Raw genomic sequence first — 12,625 nt, 5'->3', positions numbered from 1 at the left:
GCTCAGTTCCTCCCCAGGATGCTGCCGAGATTGCTGCGCGTTCGCGCTGCATCCATGAGGTCGAAATCAAGCGCCCCGGCGCGGGCGTGCTCCAGCGCTCCTGCGCTTTCCAGATGCTCCAGCACCATCTCGTCTTGATCGGCGTGGACGTTCAGAAGCCGCAGGAAGCTGGCCTCCACCGCAAGGCTACCGAGTTGCACGTCTGCAGGCACGGCTTGGGGCAGCGTGATCAGCCCGTCCCCTTCATCGCAAGGGTAGCCCGCATGGATGAACGGCCCGATCTGTACCAGGCGCAGATCGTCCGGCCTTGTGATGCGCACATTGTTGCGCACTTCCTGCCAGGCGAGGTTAAGGTCCGAGCAGGTCGGGCGGAACTGGATGGCTTCCAGTACGTGTGCCCCTTGCTGGGAGAGCTGTTCCGGCGTGCCCGACCAGGTGATTTCTGTCGGGTTCGCGGAAGTGATGATGTGGATTGTGGAGTCTCGCGTTGCCCGTCTGCGTCGCAGTTCCGTCAGCTCGCCCAGCAAATGCCGGGCCGTAACCATCTGGCCTTCAGGATCGGTGACAACGCCGCCGTTTTCGATGACGATGAAGAAGGTCGGACCTTCGTCTGTCTCGCCCCATGCTTTGGCGGTAGCGGCAGATTGCATCGTGATCGCGCCCGCAAGAATTGTTGATGTGATGTACTTCGAGAGCATTGTTCAGCCTTTCTGAATAAGGGAGCGGGAGGCGCGGACGGTCATCAGCGCGAGCACGGTGTTCACCAGCGCGATCAGAAGAGCGACGAAGACGCCCAGCCCTTGGTTCTGGGCGAGGAAATCCATCATGGCAGAGGTGTCTTGCGCCGCGCCGAAGGGATTGGGCGCGGCCTCTTGAGCGATGAGGGTGTAGAGGTTGACGACCTCCAGCGCGACGACAGCTCCGTAGACCAGCCCCGCCATGCCCGCCTTGACGCGGTTCATCGGGCTGGCCAGCCAGGCCCGCGGGTCTTCGTGGATGTTTTCATCCAGCACCGCCGTCCAGATCATGATCGGCACCGCTACGGAAAATACCGCCAGCAGGAAGGCCAGCAGGTGCGAGACGGTCATGTCCTCATCAATGATGCAGAACAGGCCGCCAGCGCCGGGCAGATCACAAAGGTATTGATTGGAGGCCAGCCCCATGGTCTCGGTGTAGGTCGAGGCCAGCAGCACCAGCATTGACAGCTCTAGTAGAGCTGCCAGCGCGAAGGCCGCGACTTGCTTGAAACGGGGAGCACCGCCGCCCTGCATGTATGCCTCGGGCGGGAGCGGTGTGGGTTTATCAGGTTTCATGTTGGGTCCTTCTCATCAGGTTGCGTTGCACAGCGCGCACTGCGCCGTGCTTCACATGTCTGATGAGAAGGCCGATCCTGCGATGCGCTCACCGGGTGACGGACCGGAAACGGATCGGAAACCGGCAGAAGCTTGGGATGCCGACTAAATTAGTATGGCGGATATTGCGGATGCTCTTGAAATAATGCCAAATGAATTAATTCATTGCAACTTACCGAATATTAAGAAATAATTGGTTAAAATCAATGATGGGGAGATTAAAATGAGAAAACTATTAGCCATCACAATTCTTTTGGTATCAGTTCCAGCCTTTGCTCAAGAACCAGTAGTGGAGTCGGAGAAAGTGCCGGAAACACGCATCGAAGTCGATGAGGAGGCGAGCGAAATCCGGTTCATCATCGACGGTATCGAGCAGGCGCGCCTGACCAGCGATGGTCTGAAAGTGCGTGGCAACATCGAGTACGGCGAGACTTTGCGCGACGCCGGAGGCGATATAATGGAGAAATCCGCACAGGAGGTTAAATGACCTCTTGGACGGCACGTGCCTTGTTGATCGGCATCCTTGCAATGGCACTGAATGGCGAGATTGCGCGTGCACAAACGTCTCTTGATGTCTCAGGGGGTGGAGCTGTCATCCCAGGCTACGACAGCCGAACTTGCGTTGCTGGCATAGAGGGCGCAATGAGAAATGTTCACTACGAAGGCAGTCTCGTAGCATGGTGGAAATTGGACGAGACAGCCGGGACAACCGCTTTCGACAGTACAGGTAATGGCTTGAACGGCACCATGGGCGGTGGATTAGATGGAGTAAACGATGGCGTCCAGGGAATTATTGGCGGCGCGCTCGATTTCTCGTCTCAAAACACTGAATTTATCGAGATGGCCTCCAGCACCATGCTTGACATCGTTAATGGTGCAGTCTCATTTTGGTTTAGAACGGCAAACGCTTCGGATGCCGCGAACCGCTTTGTGTTCTCGAAGGACAACTCTGGACGTAACGCTGGAGATTTTCACGTTCGTCTCAATACAAGCACCAATGGGCTCGATCCAAACGAAATTATGCTTTACGTAGATGATGGCGTAACAGAGACATATATAACGTCAGACTCTCCAATCCAAGCCAATTCATGGACGCACGTCGTCGTAAGCTTCGGGGCTGCGGGGTTACAGATGTATGTAAACGGAAATAAACAAGCTGAAACATCCCCCGCAACAGACGGAATGACAAATCCTGCTGCGTCAGTAATATTGGGGAACCTGCGAAATGGTAGTTCAGGTGGCTTCGATGGCGCGTTGGATGATGTGCGTTTATACGAGAAGCAACTGAGCGGTGACGAGATTTCTGCTCTTTATGCTCAGAGAGCAGTCATTCAAGTCTGCACCGACAAGCTCGGGAGTTACCAGTGGACGGATTGGGGAAAATAGAATAGGAGAAATTTATTGAAGACTTTCATTTTTCAGGCTTTGGTTATATGCGTTATGATTCTGTGGGGCGCCGCTGGCTACGCCCAGACTTCTTGGGACGGACGTGGCGGGGTGGACCCTGGCGGCTCGATCATCCCTGGCGCGGATACCCGCACCTGCGACGGCACCATCGCAGGCGCGATCCGCTACAACTCCGCCACGAGCTGCGCCGAGTACTGCAACGGTACGGACTGGCAATGTCCGGGCACTGTGTTACCCGGCTGTGTTAGCGACGGCTTGATTTCCTACTGGAGTTTCGATGATGGGACCGGGTCCGTTACTGTCGCAGACAGCGTTGGCGGACATGATGGAACGATGACGCTCATGGACATCAACAGTTCTTGGGTGGCTGGCGTCCAAGGTGATGTACTCCAATTTGACGGCACGAATGATTATGTCGATATCAGTAATTTTCCTATTCCGAATGTTGGCAGCGTTTCGATGTGGATTTATCCGACTGCTGTAGGAACAGAATCAAGATTTTTTGGAAGTGGCGACACGTATGAGTTGCGGCTAAGAGGTGAAGGGCCGCCGGCGCGTTTTGACAGCGATCTATTTGGAAATAGTTTAAAGGTTTAGTCCTCATTTATCATCAACAATAATCAGTGGTACCATGCGGTAGTCACTTGGGATTACACAACCCGTGAAACACAAATGTACATCAATAATAGTAATTACAGCAGCGGATCGACTTTGGATGCTGATGCTAGTGGCCTAGCAAATCTTCGCTTTGGTATACGACCAGGTGCGACTCAATACTATCAGGGTCGGATCGATGAAGTCCGCATCTATGACAGGGTGCTTACTGCTGGTGACGTTGCTGTACTGCACAATAGTGGAAACGCCTGCCAGTAGACACCATCAACGTGGTTAGCTTGCCTGGCCGATCCGAGTTGAGAATGAACGCATGCTTTCTTTTCTTAGCTCCTTATTACCTTTGTACTACTTACCCGCCCCGTTATGATAACTGCTACATTAAGTCGGACCGCAAGCTGTGTTTTGTAGTACAAAACTGCTTGGCAAAGGGTCTCGCTGCGCGCCCCCGTTGCATCCCCCCGGCTGGTGTCTCTTACAGGGCATTGAGCCCGTTCCAGAGCCATAGATCGTATCGCCGATCAACCACTCGCGGAAGACTTCGCTCTCCCTGCACCCATCGATCCTTTCAGGCGGACCACGGGGCTATCGCGCCCCATTGGAACCCACTCGCAGCGTCTGGCCGACTGCACCACCAATCAGGGGGAGCGTTCCTGCCACCCCCAATACCCCCATGACCACTTCATGGAGACCAACCTTCCGCAGTTTGGATACGCGCCATGTCATGGAGACGATTTCATCGAGACCAGGAAGGGAGCACTTCATAGCTACCCTTGCCTTGGAACCATCCCATCGACCAAGGGGCGTTCCTGCCCCGCTGGACCCCTGACCAACCGTCCGCCGGTTGGATGCCGCCAGCGCATCGGCGCTGAACTCGATCATGGGGCTTGTCGCCTCCCCCTGAAACCCCGGCCTTGCCATCCCGGCTGGTTTGCCGCCAAGCGTCCCGCTACTGTGAGGCCCGAGAAGCACCTGCAACTGGAATGAAGAGCGTGACGCCGGAAGAAATTGAACACGAGATGCACAAGGCCGCGTTCGACCAGAACCATGCCTCGTTTCGCTCATTGAACCAGCAGATGTGGCAAATTCCGCTGATCTCGATGACGCTCACCGGTGGACTGTGGTTCGGCGTCTCACGCGTTGAGGATTTTCCGCTCTTCCAGGTGGCGCTGCTATTTCTCGCGGCTGCGGGAAACGGCGCGCTCTTCGTCATCATTCTGCGTCTGCGATTCGTCATGCAGCAGCATCTCGACTGGTTGGAGAATACATATCCAGCCGGTCATGTCTCCGCCAAGGGCACTCAGTGGTACAACAAGCCGTTCCTTGTTCGTTCCCTGTTCCAGTTCATGCTAGGCCTCGCAGCGATCCTCAGTCTGATTCTTCTGATCGCTACTGCCTGGACCAGCCGTGAAGAGGTGTTTGGCATCATGCCGCAAGACCCCGCCTTGACCTATTATGAGCAGCACGCGGCCAGCCTCGCGGACGGCTACGAAACTCTGTCGCTGGAAACTGCCCACCCGGCGCTGCTCACGCTCATCAACGAGCATTTCGAGGACGGCCCGCTTGCGGTGCTTGATGTCGGCGCTGGTACAGGGCGCGATGCCTCATGGTTTGCAGCGAACGGACACCGGATCGTGGCCGTCGAGCCTTCGGAAGCTATGCAAACCATCGGCAGGCGGCTTCATCCGCCGCCTGAAATCGAGTGGCGTCAGGACAGCCTGCCGGGCCTTGCCGAGACACGGGCATCAGGCGAGACGTTCGATCTCATCATCCTCAGCGCCGTTTGGATGCACGTCAAACCGGATGACCGAGAGCAGGCGCTCGAAACGCTTGCCAGCCTACTGAAACCGGGCGGACAGATTTACCTCACATTGCGGATCGGCCCCTCCGAACCTGCGCGCGGCATTTACCGAGTCTCGGAAGAGGCTCTGAAAGACCAACTCGCGGAACTCTCCTTGAAGGCTGGAAAGTTGGATGAGCAAGCGGACCTGCTTGGTCGCAGTAACATCCGCTGGGTCGCCATGAGCATCTCTGCTTCGGAAAGCTAAGCCGCCGCAGAGAGCGCTGCTATGCAATCCCGATTGTCTCCTCAATGGCCCGCCTGATGACCGTTCGACCAGAGCCTGATGGATTACGGAAACGCTCTGCAGAAAAATCGATGCCGCGAGCGTCCTCCAGGATTTCAGAAAAATACTCGACGCGGATATTTCTCGCCTCTAGCGAGCGTGCCGCGATCTTCCGCAGGATGTCAAAAATTGCTTGGACGCCAATGGTACGAAATATGAACGACTCTTCGCTGGCCTTACTCCAGAAGATGTCTTCACTTGCTTTTAGGTAATTGAGTACCATCTTGTAGATCAGCGCATCATTGCCGTCGATAAAAACATCCCGCAATGGTGTGTTGTCTTTAGGGCCGTTTCTTAGCTCACTGCGTGGGCTGGCTTCATCCTTCCGCATGAGATTGGCGTCCCGCTTGGGATTGCTGGAGTAGAGCCGCAATATCCCATCGACAATGACCGCTGTGGAAACTCGCCACCTTGCCATTTCGGCAAGTTCCTCCAGGGCAGCATCCCGCTTGGGAGCAACAGTGATCCTGCCTTGAAGCGGTGAGTCTGCATCAGTCCCAAGCTTGCGCGTGAGGAACACCGCCAGTTTGTCCGGCGTCCAGTATTCCTCATCCTCATCGGACACATTGTAGCCAAAGAGCTCGTAGGTCAGGCTACGGTCCACGCGTTTCTGCGTCGAGTTAATCGTCGCGAATATCTGCGCTTGAAGAGCTTTCGGCAGATCGATGAAGACCGAACACAATAAATTTGTGCTCTGCATGGCCGTGGCTTCCGCACGTGCGAACGAAAACAGGCGGTGCTGACCGTCAATTATCGCGGCCAGCTTGTCGGACGATGGGATTGTCAGGGTATGACAACCATCTTCCGACTCGGTGATTGTCCAGACGCGAGATGCGTCAAGAGGCTTTCCTTCTTCCTCAGTGGAGATGTATTCCAGCTCTCCTTGGTCGAACCCAGTCTCGAGATCGTAGTTAGCGGCAACTATGATGGAATTCGGGAAAGCGGAATCGACGCGGTTGATATAGTCGGCGATCTCGTTCAAGCGCTTGTCCTGCACAAGACGCTGTGTCCCTTCCAGCGTGTAGCCCGTGCCGTCCGCGTTCAAGGTGGCGCGCATCCTGTCGCTGGCGGCGACCTGCAATAGCAATTCTGAGGGAAGGGAAACGACGTAGAATGTTCCGAGGCGCTGTTCGACCCGCAGGGCGCGCGTTTCGTAAGGGAAGGTGAAGCTGCTCATTCCTGGAATCCAGTGACGTCACCCTTGAGCTTTCGGGAAACATCGCCTCCGCTTGCATTCTCGGGATTCGGCTTGGTCTTAAGATCGGGATTATCTGCATTAGTCACAACCCAAACCCAGATTCCCAAGACAGATAGCGCGCAAGACGCCCAGAATACCAATGTCGCTGAGCTTTGAAAGAATTCAATGAGCCCGAGTAGTATCGCCGCGATTATCATGATCAAGAGCGCGCTGACGGCAAAGACCGACATGAGCGTTTCTGACTTCCTGACCGACTCCAGGACAAGCTGCAATGATGCGGCCCCGATCAGCGCAGGATAGAAAACGCTGAGCGCGGTACGTATGCCCTGCATGTCTCCAGATTGGCCGGGAATGTAAGTCTTCACGACCTCTATCCATACGCCCAGCCCTCCAAATACAAGGACGCCGAAGAAGACGTAGAATATGAAGGTCAAATCCGTCAGTGGGCTTTTTGTGCGTCGCTTCAATTCATTCCAGAAACGACGATATACATCTGATTTCGTATCTTCCTGCATGCTCAACCTGATGAATCCACCGCCTACCCGCTACCAAGCCTTGATCTTGCGCGCTGCCAGATCGCCGCGCCGCCGGATATAGGCTTGGCCCGTCTGCAATGTGGTCAGGTTCACGCCCTTGCCGAGGACGCGGGCAGCGCTGCCCGGCTTGGCGTTAGTCGAGAACGCGCCGACCAGCCCCATCTGGTCGAGGAAATCATCATCTTCGCCGGAGAAATCGTCCGGCGATTGCGAGACCAGCATGATCGCGCCGCCCTTCGAGCGGCTCATGCGGATTAGCCGAGAGAGCGAGGGCAGCTTGGTGCTCAGAATTTGGTGGGCTTCATCGATCATGCAGATGATGCGCAGGCCGCGCGCGCCGTCCGGGCTGCTTGCGGCATCTACCAGGCTATTGAGATATTGATCCAGCGCGTCCAGAAGCAGATTGACCACAATCGTCCGGCTGTCTTCCGGCACGTTCGGCGGCAGCTTGATGATCCAGCTCTTCTGGAAGAACTCGGCAGGGGAGTGCATCGGCTTGAACAGCGGGAAGCGGCATAGCTCTTCCATGCTGGCCGTTGCGCCGTCCTCCTTCATCTCGTGTTCCTGATAGACCTCAAGCAGGCGGTCACGGATGTGATGCAACTCGCACGGCTCTTCACTTTTGAGCGCCCGGCTGGCGGCTTCATGGACGGCAGATCGCTGGCGATCACCAAGGCGGCTGCCTTTCAGGCGGGAGAAGGACTCGCGAAAGCGCAGCGCCGCTTCATCAATGCCGTACTGATCGCTGGCGGTGAGCCGAAGCACATCAAGCGGGATCGGCATGCGCGGCGGCTCGATCACCTGCGCCTCGAAAGCTTCACCGAGCGGTGTCTGCCCTCGCGTACCCGAGAAGTCGGAGAGATCGCCCTTGAAGTCGAAAGCCAGCATCGGCACGGATGCCTGCTCGCGGATCGCCCGCAGCATGGCCGCTGCCATGACGGTCTTGCCCGAGCCGCTACCGCCCATGATCGCGCTATGGGGCGAGCCGCCTTTGCCGTTGACGTTCCAGAGCACCTTCTCTTTCGTGGTGGCATCTTCGCCGATTTCCCCAATCGGCACTTCAATCTGGCCGCTGGAGAAGGTCGCGCCCGAGACGGTGCCGCCGACGCCGGGGAGCGAACCACCTGCCATCGGCAGCTCGGCCACTTCCACGAGGCGCTTGATGAACTTGGTCACGTCCTGGCCGGATTGCTCCCAATCCTTATCGAGATGCCCAAGGCCGCGCTTCCAGTGCGCGCCGACCAGCGCGATCAGCCCCCGCACGTCCAGATCAGGCTGGCCAGCCCGCTGCGCGATCAGCGCTACCCAGACTGACAGCGCCGTTCCCGTGCCAAAGAGCGTATCGCCCTTAATGACCTTGCCGGGATCAAGCTCATCGCCCAGGAGCGGCGGCGGCGCGGCAATTGCCAGTGAGCGCGAGATGGCAAGGCGCGCTGGCAGATAGCGCTTCCTCATCCCGAGCCGCCCCATGAAGGCGGTGTTCAGGGTATCGCTTTGCTCATCGGTGCGGAAATTCGCGCCCGCAACTTCAACCAGAGACAGGCTCATACCCTTGCCTCCGTCTCTTCAAAGTAGCCGGGCCGCGCCGTGGACTGGCCGATATCGCCGACCCGCTCGAAATGGACCAGATATTTCTTCTGCACATGCGGCGCGATTTCCCGCAAGTATTCCCCCACGACTTCTGTGTTGGTCGAGAGCAGGATCACCTGATGCTCACGCTGGACAAGATGGTTCAGCACGCCCTTGCGGTGCTCGATATCAAGCCGCCCGAGCGGCGTATCGACCACCATGGGAAAGCCGCGCCCTGACACGGATGAGATCGCAGAAATAAGAGCTTGGGTGAATATCTGCTTCTCGCCCGCCGAAAGGTCATATCCCCGCAAGTCCATCCCGTCCGTGTTCAGCAGCTTGACATCGCAGTTTTCGTCAATCGCGATGCGCTCGACCAAGTCTTTCTTGTGCGCCATCGAGCGGTGCGCCTTGGTCATCGCTGAGGCTATGGCTTCGATCTGGCTTGGCACGGCCTTGGCCACGATCTCATCGACCATCGAGGCCACTTTCAGAGCGCGCATGGCGCGGCGCACCGAAGGCTTGGCCTGGTCCCATTGTCCGGCCAGCTTGGTCAGTTCAGTGTTCTTCTGGTTTATCTGCGCTTCCAGCGCCGACATCTCACGTTTCAGCGCGCCGATTTCCTGATCGAGCGCCTGAATCTCTCCGTTCAGTTGAGACAGTCGCTCGCGCTTGGAATCCACATGGGGGGCGACGGCTTCCGTCCGCGTCACTTCCTCCTGCAAGCGGCGAAGCGCATCCTCATTGGACGCGATCATGTTCAACAGCTCGACAATGGCGGGCGCGCCGAGCTCGTCCAGCTCATCCAGGCGGTCGATCACCTTCGCCCGCTCGACCTCGTTCAGATAGGGGTGCAGATAGTCGTCCGCGCAGTTCTCCGGCGGTGGGAACCACAGCTTTTCCCAGGCACTGCGGGCGCTATCCAGCACGGCGCTGCGCTGGCCGGAGCTGAGCGCCGGATCGATGCCCTCCATGCCGCTATCGACCGCGCTGATGAAGCGCTCCAGATTGCTATCACCTTGATTGCGCCCGCTCTCCCAGCGCTCGCGCACCCCCTCACCAGCAAGACGCTCTTTCAGGGCTTCGCGAAGCCCGAGGCCGGACAGCGCAAGGGCAATGTCCTTCATCATCAGGTCTTCGAGCTGGGCGCGGCCTTGCTCGATGGCGCGCTCATAATTCTTGATCTGCTCGAATTGCTCTTGCAGCAGGGCTTGCGAGCCCGCTCCGAAGCTGGCCAGTTCGCGCGTCAGATGCTCGCGCTCTTCCTTGAGTTCAGCGAGCGAGGGCTCGATTTCGGTATAGCGTTCGGACTTCTTCTCATACTCGAAGGTGAGCTGGTGGCGCTCCAACTCCAGCTTCTCAATCGTCTTGTCCGAGACATTCGGCGAGTCCTTGCGGCGCACTTCGGCATAAGAGCGCAAGTCCCGCGCCAGCGTTTTCAGCACCGGAATCCCGAGCAAGCCTTCGATGCCAGCGCGCACCTGCGCCGACATCTCGCGCTCGGCGAGTACGCTCACCTGTTCGCCGTCAAACATGAAGAAATGCGCGAGCGTGAAGGGAAGCAGGTTCTCGGCGATGTAATCCCGGAACCAGTTCGTGCGTTCCGCGCCCTGCAAGGCACCGGGGCCGACCGCCTTGCGCGTCGTCCCTTGGAAGATGTGGACCTCTTCATCTTGCGGGCGATAGATGCCGGAATCGTTGAAGTGCCAGATGCGCTGGATTTCCAGCGGCTCGTCATCATCATCGACAAAGACCAGCTTGACCGAGCACGAATTGCGCCCCGCAGCCGTTGCACCTCTGTGCAGCGCCTTTTCGAGAAAGTTCTTGTAGGATGTGGCCAGGCGCTCTTTATCACCGCCCGAGAAGGGCGAGCGCGCGATCAGCGGCAGGCCGTCGCGCCCGAACATCCCGAGCACAATGGCTTCGAAGAGACTTGTTTTGCCGTAGCCATTCGGCGCGCCAATCAGGATGATATTCTTGTCAGCCGTTGGCCGCGGGAAATCAAAGCTGGCCGTGGTATAGGCTTTCCAGTCGCGAAGCGTGATCTGAGAAATATACATGCGTGTTTATTCGTCCACCTGAATGCGGTCGAGGATATCATCAAAGGAGTCCCACAGGCCTGCGCGGCGCTGCTTGCCGGTTTGCTCGACTTCCGCTTGCACCAGTTCGACAAACTCTGAGAAAAGAAGGCCGCTGGCCTTGCAGGCATCCTTGATCATTGCCCGACCATCGGCGTTGTCGAGCAAGACAACTACGTTGCGCGGCATCTTACTTCTCCTTCCTCACCTCACGGACGCTCAAGGGTCTCGCGCTCGCGTAAGATGCATGCTCCCCCGCCCAGATGTCGTGGATGAGACCGATTTCTTCTTCTGAAATCAAGACTTGTCCGGTTTCCGCCTCCAGTGCCCGTAGCTTAGCCAGGATTTCCGCGCGCGTCTGGAAGGTGAAGGGGCCGGGGATGAAGGTGCCGCCGTCTGTGATCGTGATCCGCCCGTCGCGCCGCCGCGCCTGACGGCGCTCGGGATCATTGCGGATGGTGACGAGCCAGTCACGGAAGTCCAGCAGCGGGCCGAACTCGGTGTAGCCGTACTCAACAAAGCCCTCCAGGCTCCGATCCTTCTCCACCACCGTGCACGTCCAGCAGCCAAAGCGCGAGGATGTGGTGCCGCATGACGGCGCGTCGTCCTTGGACGTGACCACAGGACATTCGCCGCCGCTGGCCTCACGGTAAAGGCCGATCAGCTTGAGATGCGAGCCGCCCCATGGGGGCTCGTGCAGCGCCAGGAACTCCCAGACATCATCGGTGTGCAGCTCGACAATAGGCCGGAAGACCATGCAGCCGATCAGATCATTGTGCTTGTTCAGGCGCTCGCCGTTGTCGTAGCGCCCAACAGAGGCGGCGCGCGTCGAGCTTTCCGAGCGGCGCACGCCAAGGAGCAGGATGACCTGTCCGGCCTCATCCACCTGGCTCTTGATGTAGCGGCTGGTGGGCAGGATTTTCATCCGGTCGGTGCACCAGCGGAAGGAGCGGTTCGGGGATGGATAGCCGCGCCCGATCAAATTCACCCAGAATGACTGTTCGGGCGCAGGCCGTGTGATCTTGGTCAGAACAGGCAGGCCGAAGGCATTTGCTGCGTTCTCGATTTCCTGAACGCTGTCGATAATATGCTGAACGACAAGGGGGCTTTCGACCAGCGTATCATTGGCCACAATATGGACGGGGCGCTTTCTCTCGCTTGGCGGCAAGCCCATGAGCATTTCGAAGACGAGATGCGCGACGAGCGTGCTGTCTTTGCCGCCGGAATAGCCGATAATCCAGGGGTATTCGTGATCCTGGCGATATTCGTCCAGAAGTTCCGCTCTGATCTTTTTGAAGGCTGACGCGCTGTCTGCTTCCATCAATGTCGCGACTGCGCCGTTCAGTCCCATTCCTGCCCCACACGATTCTTGAGTTTCTTCGCTGTATGTTGTGTAGCAGCAAGCCCCGCATACTGTAAATTGCGGATCGCCCGGCTGGCAGCTCTCTTGCGATGCGTTGCCCTTTGGTCAAGTGCTCGCTACTCTGCACGTAAGTGACTGATATCAGGAGACTTTCGCTCGCGCCTCGCCGGGGGCGAGGCCGGGCTGTCGTGAACCGAGCCTGTAGTCTCGGCCCTGCTGGCTTCCATCCCTCGCGTGAGGGTCGGGGCGCACCCGTGCGCCCCTCTCGGACGAGCGCGGCTTGGGTAGGAGCCGCGCGGGTTTTTGCGTTTCGTTTCCGGGGGCCTTCCGGCCCCATCATCCGTCAAGACCAAGTCCTTCGCTATGGCTTCGGACACAGGCGGC

13 protein-coding genes are annotated in these 12,625 nt (G+C 57.9%); 5 read left to right on the top strand and 8 right to left on the bottom strand.

Annotated features, from left to right (window positions below):
- Positions 1-2: 2 nt before the first annotated feature.
- Positions 3-698: a hypothetical protein gene (locus BCF33_RS01950; protein WP_106159257.1), complete on the bottom strand. Its 696-nt coding sequence runs from the start codon at positions 696-698 to the stop codon at positions 3-5.
- A 3-nt stretch (positions 699-701) separates the two neighbouring features.
- A complete protein-coding gene (locus BCF33_RS01945) occupies positions 702-1,313 on the bottom strand; it encodes a hypothetical protein (protein ID WP_106159256.1) in 612 nt (203 codons plus the stop codon).
- Positions 1,314-1,575: 262 nt separating this feature from the next.
- On the opposite strand from BCF33_RS01945, the gene BCF33_RS01940 reads away from it, so the two are divergent.
- From BCF33_RS01940 to BCF33_RS01925, 5 genes are all read left to right on the top strand, one after another.
- Positions 1,576-1,839, top strand: a complete 264-nt coding sequence (locus BCF33_RS01940) for a hypothetical protein (RefSeq protein WP_146132771.1) — start codon at positions 1,576-1,578, stop codon at positions 1,837-1,839.
- Complete coding sequence (locus BCF33_RS01935; protein ID WP_106159254.1) at positions 1,836-2,738, top strand: LamG domain-containing protein; 903 nt, start codon at positions 1,836-1,838, stop codon at positions 2,736-2,738. The genes BCF33_RS01940 and BCF33_RS01935 overlap by 4 nt, the downstream gene beginning before the upstream one ends.
- Positions 2,739-2,753: 15 nt before the next feature.
- The gene (locus BCF33_RS13855; RefSeq protein WP_146132770.1) at positions 2,754-3,356 is read left to right on the top strand and encodes a LamG domain-containing protein; all 603 of its coding nucleotides are present in this window, start codon (positions 2,754-2,756) and stop codon (positions 3,354-3,356) included.
- A 9-nt stretch (positions 3,357-3,365) separates the two neighbouring features.
- Positions 3,366-3,632, top strand: coding sequence for a LamG domain-containing protein (locus BCF33_RS14520; RefSeq protein WP_106159253.1), 267 nt, complete (start codon positions 3,366-3,368; stop codon positions 3,630-3,632).
- Positions 3,633-4,354: 722 nt separating this feature from the next.
- Positions 4,355-5,419 (top strand): class I SAM-dependent methyltransferase, encoded by a 1,065-nt coding sequence (locus BCF33_RS01925; protein ID WP_106159252.1) that lies wholly within the window; start codon positions 4,355-4,357, stop codon positions 5,417-5,419.
- A 19-nt stretch (positions 5,420-5,438) separates the two neighbouring features.
- Here BCF33_RS01925 and BCF33_RS01920 read toward each other — a convergent pair whose 3' ends face one another.
- Genes BCF33_RS01920 through dndC form a run of 6 tightly spaced genes read right to left on the bottom strand, consistent with a single transcriptional unit; the run spans position 5,439 to position 12,229 of the window.
- On the bottom strand, positions 5,439-6,674 hold the full coding sequence (locus BCF33_RS01920) for a DNA phosphorothioation-associated DGQHR protein 1 (RefSeq protein ID WP_106159251.1): 1,236 nt from the start codon (positions 6,672-6,674) through the stop codon (positions 5,439-5,441).
- Positions 6,671-7,210 carry a hypothetical protein gene (locus tag BCF33_RS13850; RefSeq protein WP_146132769.1) on the bottom strand — a complete coding sequence of 180 codons (540 nt, stop codon included), beginning with the start codon at positions 7,208-7,210 and terminating at the stop codon, positions 6,671-6,673. Before BCF33_RS13850 ends, BCF33_RS01920 begins: the two co-directional genes overlap by 4 nt.
- 30 nt (positions 7,211-7,240) lie before the next feature.
- Positions 7,241-8,779 (bottom strand): helicase HerA domain-containing protein, encoded by a 1,539-nt coding sequence (locus tag BCF33_RS01915; RefSeq protein ID WP_106159250.1) that lies wholly within the window; start codon positions 8,777-8,779, stop codon positions 7,241-7,243.
- Positions 8,776-10,860 carry an AAA family ATPase gene (locus BCF33_RS01910; RefSeq protein WP_106159249.1) on the bottom strand — a complete coding sequence of 695 codons (2,085 nt, stop codon included), beginning with the start codon at positions 10,858-10,860 and terminating at the stop codon, positions 8,776-8,778. The genes BCF33_RS01915 and BCF33_RS01910 overlap by 4 nt, the downstream gene beginning before the upstream one ends.
- Before the next feature lie 6 nt (positions 10,861-10,866).
- Positions 10,867-11,067, bottom strand: coding sequence for a hypothetical protein (locus tag BCF33_RS01905; RefSeq protein WP_106159248.1), 201 nt, complete (start codon positions 11,065-11,067; stop codon positions 10,867-10,869).
- A 1-nt stretch (position 11,068) separates the two neighbouring features.
- Positions 11,069-12,229 carry a DNA phosphorothioation system sulfurtransferase DndC gene (gene dndC / locus BCF33_RS01900; protein ID WP_211292352.1) on the bottom strand — a complete coding sequence of 387 codons (1,161 nt, stop codon included), beginning with the start codon at positions 12,227-12,229 and terminating at the stop codon, positions 11,069-11,071.
- Positions 12,230-12,625 lie beyond the last annotated feature (396 nt).

The organism is Hasllibacter halocynthiae (genome assembly GCF_003003095.1).
Classification (GTDB): domain Bacteria; phylum Pseudomonadota; class Alphaproteobacteria; order Rhodobacterales; family Rhodobacteraceae; genus Hasllibacter; species Hasllibacter halocynthiae.
The sequence above is the reverse complement of the archived record's forward strand: the minus strand, read 5'-3'. Positions and strand labels throughout refer to the sequence as shown.